General features: G+C 70.8%; 15 protein-coding genes and 2 riboswitches. Of the genes, 9 read left to right on the top strand and 6 right to left on the bottom strand.

Translation table 11 applies throughout. The features are described 5' to 3' along the window. Window positions 1-14 precede the first annotated feature (14 nt). The gene (locus ACF3NH_RS10880) at window positions 15-887 is read left to right on the top strand and encodes an alpha/beta hydrolase (RefSeq protein WP_422922823.1); all 873 of its coding nucleotides are present in this window, start codon (window positions 15-17) and stop codon (window positions 885-887) included. 120 nt (window positions 888-1,007) lie between these two features. Beyond that, window positions 1,008-2,480, top strand: coding sequence for an amidohydrolase family protein (locus ACF3NH_RS10885; RefSeq protein ID WP_422922824.1), 1,473 nt, complete (start codon window positions 1,008-1,010; stop codon window positions 2,478-2,480). A 56-nt stretch (window positions 2,481-2,536) separates the two neighbouring features. Here the strand turns inward: ACF3NH_RS10885 and ACF3NH_RS10890 are convergent, their stop codons facing one another. Continuing rightward, entirely contained in the window at window positions 2,537-3,433 is an 897-nt protein-coding gene (locus tag ACF3NH_RS10890; RefSeq protein ID WP_422922825.1) for an SDR family oxidoreductase, read from the bottom strand. 425 nt (window positions 3,434-3,858) lie between these two features. Here ACF3NH_RS10890 and istA point away from each other — a divergent pair, with 425 nt between their 5' ends. Both istA and istB read left to right on the top strand, forming a co-directional pair. After that, the gene (gene istA, locus ACF3NH_RS10895; protein ID WP_419900794.1) at window positions 3,859-5,388 is read left to right on the top strand and encodes an IS21 family transposase; all 1,530 of its coding nucleotides are present in this window, start codon (window positions 3,859-3,861) and stop codon (window positions 5,386-5,388) included. Beyond that, a complete protein-coding gene (istB, locus tag ACF3NH_RS10900) occupies window positions 5,378-6,160 on the top strand; it encodes an IS21-like element helper ATPase IstB (RefSeq protein WP_419900795.1) in 783 nt (260 codons plus the stop codon). Before istA ends, istB begins: the two co-directional genes overlap by 11 nt. A 674-nt stretch (window positions 6,161-6,834) precedes the next feature. On the opposite strand, the gene ACF3NH_RS10905 is transcribed toward istB, so the two are convergent. The 3 genes from ACF3NH_RS10905 to ACF3NH_RS10915 form a co-directional block, all read right to left on the bottom strand. Then, a complete protein-coding gene (locus tag ACF3NH_RS10905) occupies window positions 6,835-7,059 on the bottom strand; it encodes a hypothetical protein (RefSeq protein WP_422922826.1) in 225 nt (74 codons plus the stop codon). A gap of 107 nt (window positions 7,060-7,166) precedes the next feature. Then, window positions 7,167-8,306 carry a YncE family protein gene (locus tag ACF3NH_RS10910; RefSeq protein ID WP_198366268.1) on the bottom strand — a complete coding sequence of 380 codons (1,140 nt, stop codon included), beginning with the start codon at window positions 8,304-8,306 and terminating at the stop codon, window positions 7,167-7,169. Window positions 8,307-8,380: 74 nt separating this feature from the next. Next, entirely contained in the window at window positions 8,381-9,073 is a 693-nt protein-coding gene (locus ACF3NH_RS10915) for a transglycosylase SLT domain-containing protein (RefSeq protein WP_198366269.1), read from the bottom strand. A gap of 157 nt (window positions 9,074-9,230) precedes the next feature. After that, window positions 9,231-9,321, top strand: a riboswitch (glycine riboswitch). A 3-nt stretch (window positions 9,322-9,324) separates the two neighbouring features. Next, window positions 9,325-9,419: riboswitch (glycine riboswitch) on the top strand. A gap of 49 nt (window positions 9,420-9,468) precedes the next feature. Here ACF3NH_RS10915 and gcvT point away from each other — a divergent pair. From gcvT to gcvP, 3 genes are read left to right on the top strand one after another with little or no spacing between them, the layout of a single operon-like run. Next, on the top strand, window positions 9,469-10,566 hold the full coding sequence (gene gcvT / locus ACF3NH_RS10920) for a glycine cleavage system aminomethyltransferase GcvT (protein WP_422922827.1): 1,098 nt from the start codon (window positions 9,469-9,471) through the stop codon (window positions 10,564-10,566). 11 nt (window positions 10,567-10,577) lie between these two features. After that, on the top strand, window positions 10,578-10,955 hold the full coding sequence (gcvH, locus tag ACF3NH_RS10925) for a glycine cleavage system protein GcvH (protein ID WP_198366271.1): 378 nt from the start codon (window positions 10,578-10,580) through the stop codon (window positions 10,953-10,955). A 23-nt stretch (window positions 10,956-10,978) separates the two neighbouring features. Further along, on the top strand, window positions 10,979-13,879 hold the full coding sequence (gene gcvP, locus ACF3NH_RS10930) for an aminomethyl-transferring glycine dehydrogenase (protein WP_422922828.1): 2,901 nt from the start codon (window positions 10,979-10,981) through the stop codon (window positions 13,877-13,879). A 30-nt stretch (window positions 13,880-13,909) separates the two neighbouring features. On the opposite strand, the gene ACF3NH_RS10935 is transcribed toward gcvP, so the two are convergent. Continuing rightward, window positions 13,910-14,389: an Lrp/AsnC family transcriptional regulator gene (locus tag ACF3NH_RS10935; RefSeq protein ID WP_198366273.1), complete on the bottom strand. Its 480-nt coding sequence runs from the start codon at window positions 14,387-14,389 to the stop codon at window positions 13,910-13,912. Between the two features lie 120 nt (window positions 14,390-14,509). Between ACF3NH_RS10935 and ACF3NH_RS10940 the strand changes: the two genes are divergently transcribed. Continuing rightward, on the top strand, window positions 14,510-15,124 hold the full coding sequence (locus tag ACF3NH_RS10940; protein WP_422922829.1) for a VOC family protein: 615 nt from the start codon (window positions 14,510-14,512) through the stop codon (window positions 15,122-15,124). 226 nt (window positions 15,125-15,350) lie between these two features. Beyond that, window positions 15,351-15,929, top strand: a complete 579-nt coding sequence (locus tag ACF3NH_RS10945) for an NUDIX hydrolase (RefSeq protein ID WP_422922830.1) — start codon at window positions 15,351-15,353, stop codon at window positions 15,927-15,929. A 70-nt stretch (window positions 15,930-15,999) separates the two neighbouring features. Here the strand turns inward: ACF3NH_RS10945 and ACF3NH_RS10950 are convergent, their stop codons facing one another. Beyond that, a complete protein-coding gene (locus ACF3NH_RS10950) occupies window positions 16,000-16,371 on the bottom strand; it encodes a hypothetical protein (RefSeq protein ID WP_422922831.1) in 372 nt (123 codons plus the stop codon). Window positions 16,372-16,423 lie beyond the last annotated feature (52 nt).

A 16,423-nucleotide genomic window follows, 5' to 3' on the forward strand; every position in this document is an offset into this window, starting at 1 on the left:
ACAGGAGCAAACTCATGCAAGAGAAGCTGACCTTCATGTCGGACGGCCTGGAGCTGTCCGCGGTCCTGCACGTCCCGGATAGCCGCAAGCCCGGGCAGCGCCTGCCCGCCTTCATCGTGCTGCACGGCTTCGTCGGCTCGAAGGACGAATCGCATGCCGAGATCCAGGCGCGCATGATGGAGGAGTTCGGCTACGCCGCCTTGCGCTTCGACTTCCGCTGCTGCGGCGAGAGCCAGGGCGAACGCGGGCAGGTGCGCTGCTTCGACCAGGTGGCGGACGCGAAGAACGCGCTCACCTTCCTGGCGCAGCGGGAGGAAATCGAACCGAGCCGGATCGGCGTCGTCGGGCACAGCTTCGGCGCCGCGGTCGCCACCTACGCGGCCGGGGTGGACAGCCGCTTCGCATGCGTCATCTCGTCCTGCGGCTGGGGCGACGGCGAGCGCAAGTTCCGGGGCCAGCACCCCACGCCGGAAGCCTGGGAGCGCTTCACCGGCCTGCTGGAGAAGGGCCGGAAGCACCGCCAGGAAACGGGCGAGAGCATGTGGATCTCGCGGTTCGACGCCGTGCCGATCCCTGAGCCGCTGCGGCGCAATCTCTCGCCCAAGGCGATCATGGAGATCCCGGTCGAGACGGCCATCAGCATGTACAACTTCCGCGCCGACGACGTGGTCGGCGACATCTCGCCGCGGCCGAGCCTGTTCTTCCACACGGCGAACGACAGCATCACGCCGACCGAGCAGTCCATCAGGCTGTTCGAGAAGGCGGGCCAGCCCGCGGAGCTGATGCTGGTGACCGGGACGTCGCACTTCCCGCTCTCGAAGGACGACGCGCCGCGGACAAAATCGATGATCAAGGGCTGGCTGGACAAGTTCTTCCCCACCGCCTGACCGGCCGCACCGGAGCTCCGGAAGCCTGCGCGGCCATGGCGGATCCTTGGTCGCCTGAGACCGCCCGTAGCTTGGCCCGTACCGCGGGCACCAACCAACGCATGGATGGGATGGAAGACCATGAGGTTTCCTGCTTGCGCCTGCTGCCAGCCACGCACGCCCATCCTGCCGGGCGGGCGGCGAAGCCTCCTCAAAGCCGCGGCCGCCGGGCTGGCGGGCGGGCTAGTGGCGCCGCTTCGCGCCAGGACCGCCAACGCGCAGGCATCCAGGGGACGCCGCATCCTTATCCGGGGAGGCACCGTGCTCACAATGGAGCCCGGACTGCCTGACCTGCCAAGAGGTGATGTCCTGGTGGAAGGCGAGCGGATCGCGGCGGTCGGTCCCTCGTTGGACGTCGCCGACGCCGAGGTCATCGACGCCGGGGGCATGATCGTCATGCCGGGTTTCGTCGACACCCACCGACACCTCTGGGAAAGCCTGCTGCGCAACATCCTGCCGGATGGCACCCTGCAGCAGTACCTTGCCAGCATCCTCAACCGGCTGGGCCCGGCGTACCGGCCTGAGGACGTCTTCGCTGGCAATCTGCTCGGGGCGCTTGGGGCGCTCGACGCCGGTGTCACCACGGTCCTGGACTGGTCACACATCCAGAACAGCCCCGCGCACACGGACGCCGCCATCGCGGCACTCAGGGAAGCCGGGATCCGGGCGGTCTTCGGCTACGGCGCCCCGCAACTCGGACGGCGGTGGTGGGAGACTGAGGGCCACCCGTACCCAGGCGACCTCGCGAGGGTGCGGCGGCAGCACATTTCCGGCTCCGACGGTCTCCTGACCCTCGCTCTCGCGGCGAGCGGACCGCTCTTCGGCACGGTGGACGTCGCCGAGCGGGAATGGCGCGTGGCCCGGGAGGTCGGGGCGCGCATCAGCACGCACGCCGGTGTCGGCCCAGCCTCGCGCGGGAACCTGGCCCGCTTCGCGGCCAAGGGCCTCCTCGGTCCCGACACCACCTACATCCACTGCAACTTTTTCGACGCGGAGGAGTGGCGCCTGGTGGCGGGTTCGGGCGGCACGGTTTCCCTTTCCCCTCAGATCGAGCTGCAGATGGGGCACGGCAATCCGGTGGTGCAGGCCACCCTGGACGCGGGTCTTCGACCGAGCCTGTCCGTGGATGCTGAGACGTCGGTGCCATCGGACATGTTCACCCAGATGCGCGCCGCGTTCGCCTCCCAAAGGGGAGAAGGAAACGCCCGCGCGCACAGGAAGGAGCCCGGCGCGCCACCCCTGCTTACAGCGACGGAGGTGCTGCGGTTCGCGACCCTGGACGGAGCCCGCGCTAACGGTCTCGACGGGCAGGTGGGCTCGCTCCGCCCCGGCAAGCAGGCCGACATCGTCTTGTTGCGGGCCGACCGTATCAACGTGCTGCCGGTGAACGACCCCGTCGGCGCGGTGGTGACGGGCATGGACACGAGCAATGTTGACACGGTGATGGTGGCGGGCGCCACGCGGAAGCGGCACGGTGCGCTCGTCGGCGTAGACCTGAACCGGGTAGCGGATCTGGTGGCGAGGTCACGCCGCTCCGTCCTCGCCAGCCTGTAACCCGAGGCGTCGGGACCTCCTGGTCGACAACCGGCTCCCGGCGCGCCGTGCCGGTCCTATCCGTTGTCGCGGAACTCCGGGTAGAGGGCCATGCCGCCGTCCACGAACAGGGTTGTCCCGGTGACGTAGTCCGCGTCGTCCGATGCCAGCCAGACGACCGCCCGTGCCACGTCCTCCGGCTCGCCGATGCGACCATATAGAATCAGCTTGAGCAGTTCGGCGAGCGCCTCCTCGGTTCCCCAGGCGTCCTTGTTAATCGGCGTGCGGATGGCGCCCGGCGCCACCGCGTTGACGCGGATGCCCTCGCCAGCCACTTCCTGCGCCAGGGTCCTTGTCAACATGCTGACGCCACCCTTGGCCGAGGCGTAGTTGACATGTCCCGCCCAGGGGATGACCTCATGCACCGAGCTCATCGTGACGATGGCACCGGCGCTCCGGGACGGGCGGGCGCCCTTGGACCGGCTGCGGAAGCGCCGGACGGCCTCGCGGGCGCAGAGAAACTGCCCCGTCAGGTTGGTGTCGATGACGCTGTTCCAGTCGTCCAGCGTCATCTCCGCCACGGGCGCATCCTTCTGCACGCCCGAGTTCGAGACCAGGATGTCAACGCGGCCGAAGGCGGCCTCGGTCCGGTCGAAGAGCCGGAGGACGTCTTCCTCCTTTGTGACGTCGGCCCCCACGGCGATGGCCCGGCCGCCTTTGCTCTGGAAGCTGAGGATCCCGCGGCCAAGCTTGATGTGGAGCTGGCAACGGCGGGCCTCTGGGGTGAGGCTGCGGTTCCGCAACTGCTCGCCCACCATTGGTATCTCGCCGCCCGCGGCAGGCTGGCAGACCCAACTCAGCGCATGGGCAGCCTCTTGACGCATGTCGTGGCGGCCCAATCGAGGTTCGGGGGCCTGCTCCCTCTCGCGCCTCCTTACTACGGCGCTGGGGACGTGGTGCTGCACCGCAATCACGCCGTCCTTCCTGGCGCCCGTGATCCCTTGGAGAACGAGTTCTATGCTGGGCAGTCGTTCTCCGCGCTGGGTGTCCTGCACCTTGTGGTGCAGGCCGGGGCGAGGGCAGCGGCAAAGGCCATCTGGGCACCCCTTACTCGCTTGAACCACCAAGCTTTCCGCCCCGCTACACCATGGCAGTTTTGCTTGGTCCGCAGCCCCAGAGGGCAAACCGCTGAGGTCATACTTCGCCCGCGGGGCAGCTGGTCCGAGATCGTCCGTGACGCATTGGACCCATCGTCCCCCGGCGTGCCCCGACGCTTGGCCGATGACTGTTGATTGCCACTGAGAGCTGACCCGGTTTGGGGTGAAATTGCCACTGAGAGTTGACCCATGTTCGGACGCTAGCCTCAGCCTTTTGGGCGGGGGCAGCGGGAGTGTTGGACATGGCGTTGTTGAGCGTGATCCGGCGCTGGCATTTCCGGGAGCACCTGTCGATCCGCGCGATCGCCCGCCGGACCGGCCTGTCGCGGAACACCATCCGCAAGTACCTGCGGTCCGAGGCGGTGGAGCCTGTGTTCAGGACCCCCGATCGGCCCAGCAAGCTGGATCCTTTTGCCGAGCGGCTGGCCGCCTGGCTGCGGACGGATGGCCGGAGGCCACGTAAACAGAAACGCACCGCGCGGCAGTTCCACACCGAGCTGGCCGGGCTCGGCTACGACGGCTCGTACCGGCGGGTCGCCGCCTTCGTGCGGGCCTGGCGCGACGACTGGCTTCGCCAGCAGCAGACTTCCGGCCGCGGTGTCTTCGTGCCGCTGGCCTTTGGCCCAGGCGAGGCGTTTCAGTTCGACTGGAGCGAGGAGCATGCCGTCATCGGCGGCGAGCGCACCAAGCTGCAGGTCGCCCACCTCAAGCTCTGCCACAGCCGGGCCTTCCTGGTACGAGCCTACCTGCTGCAGACGCACGAGATGCTGTTCGACGCCCACAACCACGGCTTCCGCGTGCTGGGCGGCGTGCCGCAGCGCGGCATCTACGACAACATGCGCACCGCCGTGGACCGGATCGGCCAGAGCCGGGAACGGCAGATCAACGCCCGCTTCCTGGCGATGGCCAGCCACTATCTGTTCGAGCCCGAGTTCTGCAATCCAGCTTCGGGCTGGGAGAAAGGTCAGGTCGAGAAAAACGTTCAGGACACCCGGCACCGGCTGTGGCAGCCGATGCCGCAGGTCGCCAGCCTGGCGGCGCTGAATGCCTGGCTGGAGCAGCGATGCCTTACCCTCTGGCAGGAGATGCCGCACGGGGTGGAGCCCGGCAGCGTCGCTGCAGCTTGGCGGCAGGAGGTGGACTGCCTGATGCCGGTCCGGCGGGTGTTCGACGGCTTCGTCGATGAGACCAAGCGGGTTTCGCCCACCTGCCTCGTGCACTTTGATCGCAACCGCTACAGCGTGCCCGCCTCCTTCGCCAACCGGCCGGTCAGCCTGCGGATCTACCCCGACCGCATCCTGGTGGTGGCCGAGGGGGCCGTCGTCTGCGAGCACCAGCGGATCATCGAGCGGTCGCACCACGGGCAAGGCCGAACCGTCTACGACTGGCGCCACTACCTGGCGGTGGTCCAGCGCAAACCCGGTGCTTTGCGGAACGGCGCCCCCTTCGCCGAACTGCCGGAGGCGTTCCGGCAGCTCCAGCGTCAGCTGCACGGCAGGTCCGGCGGCGACCGGGAGATGGTCGAGATCCTCTCCCTGGTGCTGCAGCACGACGAGCAGGCCGTTCTGGTCGCCGTGGAGATGGCGCTGCAGGCCGGGGTCGCCAGCAAGACCCATATCCTGAACCTGCTGCACCGGCTGACCGATGGCACCGCGTCCCAGGCGCCGCCGATCGAGGCGCCCCAGGCCCTGGTGCTGGAACAGGAGCCCAAGGCCAATGTGGCCCGCTACGACAGCCTGCGCCCGAGGCAGGGAGGCCGCCATGCGTCATGACCCGGCGGCCGCCGCCATCGCCATCATGCTGCGCAGCCTCAAGATGCACGGCATGGCCCAGGCCGCGGCCGAACTGACCGAGCAGGGCGCGCCTGCCTTCCAGAGCGCGATCCCCATCCTGTCGCAGCTGCTCAAGGCCGAGATCGCCGAGCGCGAGGTCCGCTCCATCGCCTACCAGCTCAAGGCTGCCCGGTTCCCTACCTACAAGGACCTGACAGGCTTCGACTTCGCCAGCAGCCACCTCGACGAGGCCCTGGTGCGCCAGCTCCACGCCGGTGCCTTCATGGACAGCGCCGACAATATCGTGCTGGTCGGCGGACCGGGCACCGGCAAGACCCACGTGGCCACCGCGCTCGGCGTCCAGGCGGTCGAGCACCACCGCAAGCGGGTGCGGTTCTTCTCCACGGTGGAGCTGGTCAACATGCTGGAGCAGGAGAAAGCCGCCGGAAGGGCCGGACAGATCGCGGCCCGCCTGCTCCATGCCGACCTGCTGATCCTCGACGAGCTGGGCTACCTGCCGTTCAGCGCCTCAGGCGGTGCCCTGCTGTTTCATCTGCTCAGCAAGCTCTACGAGCAGACCAGCGTCATCATCACCACCAACCTCAGTTTCAGTGAGTGGGCGGCGATCTTCGGAGATGCCAAAATGACCACCGCACTCCTCGACCGGCTCACCCACCACTGCCACATCCTGGAGACCGGCAACGACAGCTTCCGCTTCAGGAACAGCTCCGCCACCCAGGCCCAGCCTGAAAGGAAACCACAGCCGACCTGACGAGATCTGAAAACCCCGCATCCACAACCCGGGTCAGATCTCCGTGGCAACCCCGGGTCAGCTCTCAGTGGCAATCAACAGCCGATGACCCTCTCATGCTGCTTCTGTTCATTATCGTGTGCCCGCACCGGATGACCCCAGAGGTCCTGCGCTACCTGGGCCTCAAGCTGGGAACGGCGAATCGAGGCCCGCGATCTGAAGCCGACGGCTAGTCGCTGACCTGTCGGCCAACCGGCACCGCGGCCGCCACGGCATCTGATCTCGAAGGGGCATCTGGTGAACGATGCTTCCAAGGTACCGCCGAGGCACCACTCGGGCTTGATCATGGATGGGCCGCGGCGATCCGCCTGCATGCGCAGACGTGACGGTGGCGCCTCCAAACCGATGTCGGCACCTGGCTTCTCAGGCGCACGGCGTAGCTCTGTGCACGATACTTGGGCCCGCTCGCTCAGTAGCGGACCCGTTCCACAGTTACTTCACAATTCTCGACGAGGACTTGCTGCCGCGCTTCAAGGATCTGACTCGGCGGCGAGGCTATTCTTGTGCCGCTGGCGGAATGTTGGCAGGCAAAGCTCGGTTTTGGGGGCACTCACATGAGCGGAACCGCAGCCGCCCGGGGCCGGTGCCGGAGCAGCTTCACCCGATCCGGTGCTTCCGCCTGATCGGGATCCGCTCTAGCTCCGTTTGCCGCGCTTGCGGGACGGGGCCCTGCCCTTGGGGCCGCCGGCCGCGCCGCCGGTCCAGAAGGCGGTCATCGCCTGCGCGGTGGTCCGCGCCGCCTGGGCCCGCTGCCGCCCGGCCTGGCCGGCCATGATGCCGCGCGCCGCGCCGGTCCAGGCATTGGCGCCGCTCAGTATCAGGCTGAGCAGCGGGTTCTTCTTCATCCAGGGATTCGGCACGGGACCTCCTGTCGCGGCGCCCCGGGACCCGGCCCGGCGCCGCCGGACGGGAAGCGCCTGGGCGCGGGCAGGGTTGCGCCGCGCCGGCCACTTCCCCGTCGCCCGGCTCAGAGTGCGATGCGCGCCACGCTCTCCAGGTCCAGCGAGCCGCGCTTCGGCGCCGCCTTCACGGTGGCGAAGAGCGCCTTGCCCTGCTCGTCCAGCGCCAGGCTGTTGGGGTGCACCGGCAGCGGGACGCTGGCGCGCCGCTCGAGGCTGTCCAGCGCCAGCACGGTCACCGCCCCGCCGGCGCGGCTGCTGACATAGAGCTGGTTGCGCCCGGCATCCGCCAGAAGCGCCACCGGCCCCTCGGGCACCGGCCCCTCGGCCAGCAGCTTGCCGGTCTCCGGGTCCAGCGCCACCACCCGGTTGCCCGGATTGCGCGAGGTGAAGCCCGGCACGTTCTTCTCCTGCATCTTGCGGATGCCCTCGAGGCCCTGGTCGACGGCCAGCAGCCGCTGGCGCGGCGCGTCCCAGGCGAGGTTCAGCGGCTGCTCGGCGCCGCCGGCGGCGAACTGCTTCACCACCGCCAGGCTCTCGGTATTCACGGTGACGAGCTGGCCCGCCAGAGTGGAGACGAAGACGCGGTCGCCCGAGGGATGGAGGGCGATGCCGCTGGCGCCGGGCCCGATGCCGGAGACGGTCCTGGTCAGGCGCAGCGCCCTGGTGTCCACGACGTAGAGCACGCCCTCCTTGAGCGACAGGCCGGCGAGGTAGAGGCGGCCGCGGGCCGGGTCGAGGGCCAGGCGGCGCAAGCCGTAGGGGGCCTCCTCCTTGCCGTCCTCGCCGCGCACCTTCGGCGCCAGGGTCAGCGTGCCGACCACGCTGTTCGCCGCGACGTCGATGGCGCTGACCGCGCCGTCGATCGCGTGGCTGACATAGAGCCGGCCGGCCGCGTCGTCGAGGATCACGCCGAAGCCCTTCAGCGGCAGCGGGATCTCGGCCTGCACCGCCAGCGTCTGCGGGTCCAGGCGGAAGACGCGGCTCGGCGGGGCGCCCTCGCTGAAGCCGCCAGCCGAGGCGACGAAGAGGGCACGCTGGCGCGGGCTGTAGGCCAGCTCGTAGAGGTGCGGGGCCAGCTCCTGCCGGGTGGCCAGGCGCTGCGCCAGAGCCGGGCGCGCACCCAGCAGCGGGGCCAGCAGGCCGGCCGCGCCCAGCCCGAGGGCGTGGCGGCGGGTCAGCGGGAACGGGTGGGAAGGCTGCGGCATGATGGGTCCTCCGGCGCCGGATGGCGCGGTGTGCCTATACGATAATGATAATCATTTTCAAGCGGGAGCCGGCCTTACCCGCCCCGGCGGCAGACCAGCCTGGGCTGGCGCAGCGGCTGGTTCGGCGCCAGCCGCTTCGGCAGCGCGAGGGCCGGGCGCAGGCCGGGCGCGCAAAGCCCCTGGCCCAGCCGCGCCGGCAGCGGCACCTGCCCGCCGCGGCCCCAACCGGCGCCGAGCCGCGCCATGGCGACCCGGCGGCTATAGGCCAGGCCGCGCTCCGCCTCGCCCGAATGGTAGCGCGCGATGGCCCGGCCCCAGTCGCCATGCGCGGCATAGAGGCTGCGCAGGAAGCGGATGGCGTAGCGGACATTGGCGCGCGGCTCGAAGCCCTCCTCCAGGCTGGCGAAGGCCTGGGGGTGGTGCATCAGGTTCACCTGCATGCAGCCGATGTCGATCGAGCGGGTGCCCCCGGCTAGCCGCGCGGCGACGGCGGCGATGGCGCTGTTCTTGCTCGGCGCGGTGAAGCCCTCACCGGCGGCGTTCCAGGTCCAGGGCCAGGAGGCCGGGCGGCCGGAAGGGTCGGTGCCGCCGCTTTCCACCAGGGCGATGGCGCCGAGCAGGCCGGGCGGCAGGCCGGAGCCCGGCTCCTCCGCCGCGATCGCCTGGCGGCAAAGCTGCCAGTCCGCGGCGGCGCGCTGCGCCCGGGCCGGGCCGGCGCTGAAAGCGAGGCAGAGCAACGGGGCCAGCAGGAGCGGCAGGAGGCGCATGGCCAGCAGATGCCTTGCGGCGCGCACCCGGGTCAAGCGTGGCGGGGGGGGGAGGTGTGGCGGGGGCCGGGCGTGGCCGGAGGGCGGCGCGGGCCGCCGCGCCGCGCGATCCCCGCTTGCGCGGCGCTCCGCGCTCGGGCATGAGGGCCTGACCCGCTGATCCCACGCGGGAGAGAGTGGCGCATGCCATCGCCGAAGGCGCAACCGGCCCCCGGAAACGCTCAGGCACAAAGGGCCGCGTGGGGAAGGGGCCTCTGGAAAGCCCGGCGCCTGGCGACAGGCAATGGCACCGACGGAGTAAGGCGCGCAACGCCCGCGCTGAATCTCTCAGGTCATCGGACAGAGGGGGGCCACAACCCTGACCCGCCACGCGCGAGCGCGGCGCTGGAGGTTCCGTGGCCGAGACCCTGCTTGAAACGCCCCTGGCGTCCCTTCACCGTGAGCTCGGCGCCCGGATGGTGCCCTTCGCCGGCTATGCCATGCCGGTGCAGTACCCGGCGGGCATCCTGGCCGAGCATCTGGCGACGCGGCGCGGCGCCACGCTGTTCGATGTCTCGCATATGGGCCAGGCGGAGCTCCGGGGCGAGGGCGCGGCGGAGGCGCTGGAGCGGCTGACGCCCGCCGATGTGCGGATCCTGAAGCCGGGGCGGCAGAAGTACGGCCTGCTGACCACCGAGGCCGGCGGCATCCTCGACGATTTCATGGTCGCCAATCTCGGGGACCGGCTGTTCCTGGTGCTCAACGCCAGCCGCAAGGATGTGGACTGCGCCGCCATCGAGGCCGCGCTGCCCGCCGGCGTCACGCTGAACCGCCTGCCGGACCGTGCCCTGCTGGCCTTCCAGGGGCCGGCGGCGGTGCCCGCCCTGGCGGCGCTGGCGCCGGATGTGGCGGCGTTGCCCTTCATGGGCGTGGCCGCCACCCGCATCGGCGACATCCCCGTCCTGGTCAGCCGCAGCGGCTATACCGGCGAGGACGGCGTCGAGATCAGCGTCGCCGCCGACCGGGCCGAGATCCTGGCCCGCGCCCTGCTGGCCCTGCCGGGAGCCGCCCCGGCCGGGCTGGGCGCGCGGGATTCGCTGCGGCTGGAGGCCGGGCTCTGCCTCTACGGCAACGACATCGACGAGACGACCAGCCCGGTCGAGGCCGGCCTGACCTGGACCATCGGCAAGCGCCGCCGCACGGAGTGGAACTTCCCCGGCGCCGCGCGCGTTCGCGAGGAACTGGAGAACGGTCCGGCGCGGCTGCGCGTCGGCATCCTGCCCGAGGGCCGCCAGCCGGCCCGCGCCCACACCGCCATCGCGGTTGGCGGCGAGACGGTGGGCGAGGTGACGAGCGGCACCTTCGGCCCCTCGCTGAACGGCCCCTGCGCCATGGGCTATGTGGCGCGTGGCCATGCCGCCGACGGCACGGCGCTCGAACTGATGGTGCGCGGCAGGGCGATTCCCGCCCAGGTCGCCGCCACCCCCTTCATCCCTCACCGTTACGCCCGATAAGGACCGCCACCATGGCCGAGCTGAAATTCTCCCGCGACCACGAATGGGTCCGGCTGGACGGCAATATCGCCACCATCGGCATCACCGACCACGCGCAGACCGCGCTGGGCGATGTGGTCTTCGTCGACCTGCCCGAGGCCGGGCGGCAGGTGGCGGCGGGCGACGCCGTCGCCGTGGTGGAGAGCGTGAAGGCGGCGTCCGACGTCTATGCCCCGGTCGGTGGCACCATCACCGAGAGCAACGCCGCGCTGGCCGACGACCCGGCCATGGTGAACAGCGCCGCGCAGTCGGAGGGCTGGTTCTTCAGGATGGAGGTGGCCGACCCCTCCGAGCTGGATGCGCTGATGGATGCCGAGGCCTACCAGGCCTTCGTCGACAGCGAAGCCTGAGCGGACGCGGAAGGGGAGCGGGCATGAGCAGCGCCATTGACGAGCTGAACCGGCTCGAGGACCACGCGGCCTTCGGCAGCCGCCATATCGGGCCCTCCGCGGCCGAGGTGGCGGAGATGCTGAAGCTGGTGGGCGCCGAGAGTCTCGAGGCGCTGGCCGAGCGGACCGTGCCCGCCGCCATCCGCGGCCAGGATTTTTCTCAGTTGCCTCCTCCGGTGTCGGAGGCGGAGGTCATCGCCGAGCTGCGCGGCCTGTCGGAGCTGAACACGCCGCTGCGCTCGCTGATCGGCATGGGCTATCACGGGACGCATGTGCCGCCGGTGATCCTGCGCAACGTGCTGGAGAACCCCGGCTGGTACACGGCCTACACGCCCTATCAGGCGGAGATCGCCCAGGGGCGGCTGGAGGCGCTGGTCAACTTCCAGACCATGGTCTGCGACCTCACCGGCCTGCCGGTCGCCAATGCCTCGCTGCTGGACGAGGCGACGGCGGCGGCCGAGGCGATGGCGCTGGCGCTCGCCGCCACGCGCGGCCGCTCGCACACCCTGCTGGTCGCCGATGACGTGCACCCGCAGACGCTGGCGGTGATCCGCACCCGCGCCGAGCCGCTGGGGCTCACGGTCGAGGTCGTGCCGGTGAGCGGGCTCGCCGCCGCCTGCGGGGCGCGGAAGCCCTTCGCCCTGGTGCTGCAATATCCCGGCACGACCGGCGCGGTGCGCGACATCGCGCCCGAGATCGCCGCCGCGCAGCAGGTGGGCGGGCTCGCCATCGTCGCGGCCGATCCGCTGTCGCTCACGCTGCTGACGCCGCCGGGCGAGATGGGCGCCGATGTCGTCATCGGCTCCAGCCAGCGCTTCGGCGTGCCGATGGGCTATGGCGGGCCGCATGCCGCCTATATGGCGGTGAAGGATGCCTACAAGCGGCTGATGCCCGGGCGCCTTGTCGGCGTCTCGGTCGATGCCGCGGGGCGGCCGGCCATGCGCCTCGCCCTGCAGACGCGCGAGCAGCATATCCGCCGCGAGAAGGCGACCTCGAACATCTGCACCGCGCAGGTGCTGCTGGCGGTGATGGCCGGGATGTACGCCGTGTGGCACGGGCGCGAGGGGCTGACGCGCATCGCGCGGCGCGTGGCCCTGCAGGCGCGGCTGCTGGCCGATGCGGCGCGCCGCGCGGGCTTCACGCTCCGCCACGACGCCTTCTTCGACACCATCGCCATCGAGGCCGGTGACCGCGCCGATGCGCTGATGGCGGGCGCCCTGGCCGACGGCTTCAACCTGCGCCGCATCGACGCCACGGGCGTCGGCATCGCGCTGGACGAGACGGTGACGCGGCGCGAGCTGGAGACGCTGGTGGCGCTGCTCGGCGCCGTGGGCGGGGCGAAGCCGGCGCTGGCGGAGCTCGAGGGGCGGGGCGGCATCCCGGATGCGCTGGCACGCCACTCGGCCTTCCTGACGGCCGCCGTGTTCAACACGCACCATTCGGAGCACGCCATGCTCCGCTACCTCAAGTCGCTCGAGGACAAGGACGTCGCGCTGAACCGTAGCATGATCCCGCTGGGGTCCTGCACGATGAAGCTGAACGCGACGGCGGAGATGATCCCGGTCACCTTTCCGGGCTTCGGCAGCATCCACCCCTTCGCGCCGGTTGATCAGGCGGCGGGCTATATCGCGCTGGTGCGGCGGCTGGAGAGCTGGCTCGCCACCATCACCGGCTTCGCGGGCGTCTCGCTGCAGCCCAATGCCGGCAGCCAGGGCGAGTATGCCGGGCTGCTCGCCATCCGCGCCTGGCACCGGGCCAATGGCCAGGGCGAGCGCGACATCTGCCTGATCCCCTCCTCGGCGCATGGCACCAACCCGGCCTCGGCGGTGATGGCGGGGATGCGCGTCGTCGTCGTCGGCTGCGACAAGGACGGCAATGTCGATCTGGCCGATCTGGAGGCCAGGATCGCGCAGCATGCCGGGAAGCTCGCGGCGCTGATGATCACCTATCCCTCGACGCATGGCGTGTTCGAGGAGGAGATCATCCGCATCTGCGACGCGGTGCACGCGGCGGGTGGCCAGGTCTACATGGACGGCGCCAACATGAACGCGCAGGTGGGCCTCACCGCCCCCGGCCGCATCGGCGCCGATGTCTGCCATCTGAACCTGCACAAGACCTTCTGCATCCCGCATGGCGGCGGGGGCCCTGGCGTCGGGCCGATCGGCGTGGCGAAGCACCTGCTGCCGCACCTGCCGAACCACCCGCTGCTGAAGGAGGCCGGGCCGGCGACGGGCTATGGGCCGGTCTCGGCGGCGCCCTTCGGCAGCGCCTCGATCCTGCCGATCAGCTACGCCTATATCCGCATGATGGGAGCCGAGGCGCTGACGCGCGCGACGCAGGTCGCCATCCTCAACGCCAACTACATCGCCCGCCGCCTCGAGGGGCACTTCCCCGTGCTCTACAAGGGCGCGCGCGGCATGGTGGCGCACGAGTGCATCCTGGACTGCCGCGGCTTCCAGCAGGGCGGCGGCGTGCTGGTCGAGGACATCGCCAAGCGCCTGCAGGATTACGGCTTCCACGCGCCGACCATGTCCTGGCCGGTCAGCGGAACGCTGATGGTGGAGCCGACCGAGAGCGAGCCCAAGGCCGAGCTGGACCGGTTCTGCGACGCCATGATCGCCATCCGCGCCGAGATCCGCGCGGTGGAGCAGGGCCGCATGGACAAGCTCGACAACCCGCTGAAGAACGCGCCGCACACCGCCACCGAGATCGCCGCCGCCGACTGGGCGCATCCCTACAGCCGCGAGCAGGCGGCCTATCCGCTGCCCTTCGTGGCGGCGAACAAGTACTGGCCGCCGGTCAAGCGGGTGGACAACGTGTATGGCGACCGCAACCTGGTCTGCACCTGCGCGCCGCTGGAGGATTACGCCCAGGCGGCCGAGTGAGCCGCCATGCCCGGCCGGGGGCGCGTCCCCTCAGCCGGGCGGCAGGGGGAGGCGGCTCCGGTCCTTCAGCCGGTCGAGCACGATCGAGGAGCGCAGCCGGGCGACGCTCTCATGCGCCAGCAGCTCCTCGTTCACCAGCCGCGACAGGCCGGCGAGATCGGGCACGATGGCCTTCAGCACGTAGTCGGTGTCGCCGGTCGGCGCATAGGCCTCCTGGATGGCGTCGACGCAGGCCAGGAGATCGCGGAAGCGGCGCGCATTGTCGCCGCTGTGCGCCTTGAGCGTGACCTGGATGAAGGCCTGGACGTGCAGGCCAAGGGCCGCGGCGTCGAGTCCGGCGCGGTAGCCGCGGATCAGCCCGGCGGCCTCGAGCGCCGCGCGCCGGCGCGAGCATTGCGAGGCGGAGAGGCCGATGCGCTCGCCGAGCTGCTGGTTGGTCAGCCGCGCATCGGCCTGCAGCGCCGCCAGCAGGCGCAGGTCGAGCCGGTCGATCTCGAAGCTTTCGTGCATGGGCCGCTCCTTCCCCGCGTCTTTCCCGCATCCTGGACCGGATCGGCCGCCGCTATGCACGCCCCTTGCCCGGGCGGAGGGCTAGCCTTGCGAATGAGAAACACCGCAAGGAGGCCTCCGATGGGACCGTTCCCGCATGACGCGCCGGGCGCCGCCATCAGCGCGCGGAACCCGATGGGGACGGATGGCTTCGCCTTCGTCGAATACGCCTCGCCCGAGCCGGAGCGGCTGCATGCGCTGTTCCGGCAGATGGGCTTCACCGCCGTGGCGCGGCATCGCGGCAAGGCCGTCACGCTCTACCGACAGGGCGACATCGACGACCTGCTGAACGAGGAGCCGGGCAGCCAGGCGATGCGCTTCGCCGCCGCGCACGGCCCCTCGGTGCCGTCCATGGCCTTTCGCGTGGTCGATGCGGAGCAGGCATGGCGCCGCGCCCTCGCGCTCGGCGCCGAGCCGGCCGAGGCCGTGCCGGGCACGCCGGTGATGGCCACGCCGGCGATCAAGGGCATCGGCGGCGGCCTGCTCTACTTCATCGACCGCAAGGCGCGGCTGCTGCTGCAGATCTTCTCCGCCAACGTGATCGGCCCGGTCTTCTTCGAGTTCATCGAGCGCAAGGGCGATGACGGCTTCGGCGAGGGCAATTTCCGCGCCCTGTTCGAGAGCATCAAGGAGGACCAGCTGCGCCGCGGCGTGCTGTCGCGCGCCTGCGCCCCGGCGGACGAGGCGGCGGGCTAGCCATCCCCGTCCACCTCCCCCCGGGGGGGCCACCTCCAGCCGCTGCAGCGGCCTTCCGTTCCCGACCACGGGATAGGCGGCATTCCGCCGTTCCCCCCTCCCCGGCGGCATCCTGCTCGGGGAGTATTCCCTCCCGGCGCGGCGCCGCTTGCGCCCGGCATGGCAGCTGGGCCATGGGAGGGAATACTCCGGCGGTTGCGCGGGGGAAGGGCCTGGAGCCGGCGCGATGGACGACGACGCGATTCCCGACTGGACGGTGCTCGGCAGCCGCAGCGTGCTGCGCGACCGCTGGATCGACATCACCGCCGACCGCTGCCGCGACGCGCGCGGCAATATCCTCGAGGACTTCTACACCTTCGCCTATCCGGACTGGGTGAATGTCGTCGCCATCACTCCGCGCGACGAGCTGGTGCTGGTGCGGCAGTACCGGCACGGCTGGCAGGGACGGGTGCTGGAGCTGCCGGCCGGCGCCATGGATGCGGGGGAGGACGACCCGGCCGTGGCCGGCGCGCGGGAGCTGCGCGAGGAGACCGGCTATGCCGCGCCCGGCTGCCGGCTGGTCTCGACCCTCAGCCCCAACACGGTGACGCACCGCAACCGCTGCCACGCCGTGCTGGCGCTCGGCGCCGAGTTGCGGCACCCGACGGCGCATGAGGCGGGCGAGGACATCACCGTCGAGCTCTGGCCGCTGCCCGAGGTGCTGGCGCGGCTGGGGGAGGGGCTGCTGCCGCAGGTGATGCATGTCTCGGCGCTGCTGCTGGCGCTCTCGGCGGCCGGGCGGCTCGATCTGCGGCTGCGGCCCTGAGGCGCGGTGCCGGTCCCGCCGCGCGGCGGGCCATGCGGCCGCCGCGCGGTTCGTGCCAGGCCGCCGGGCATCAGCGCCGCGGCCCCTGGCCATCCGGCGGCAGGTCCACACCGGCAAGGGCGCCGCGCCGCGGCTGGGGAGCGGAGTAGAGGATCTGCAGGCCTTCCCCCTCGCTCACGGTCTGCGCCAGCATGGGAGGCTGCTCGGCGGCGGCGTCCCGGTAGGTGATGGCGCCGTTCTCGCCACCCGTCACCGAGAGCACGGCGCCGCCGCCCACCATGTTGAGGCGGTGGTCCTGCCCGTAGAGGACGCTGAAGTTCTCGCCCTCGCTGAGCACGGAAAGTCCCGCCTGCTGGGCGATGGCCGGACCGCAGGCGGCGATCCCGGCGGCGATCCCCGCGGAGATCAGGCAGCGGGCGCGTGCGGTGATGAGGATTGTCATGACACGTCCTGGGTCTTGTCGCGCAGAGGAGGATCTCTGCGGGGTGGAACTT

The sequence above is a fragment of the Pseudoroseomonas sp. WGS1072 genome (assembly GCF_049340465.1).
Lineage (GTDB): Bacteria > Pseudomonadota > Alphaproteobacteria > Acetobacterales > Acetobacteraceae > Pseudoroseomonas.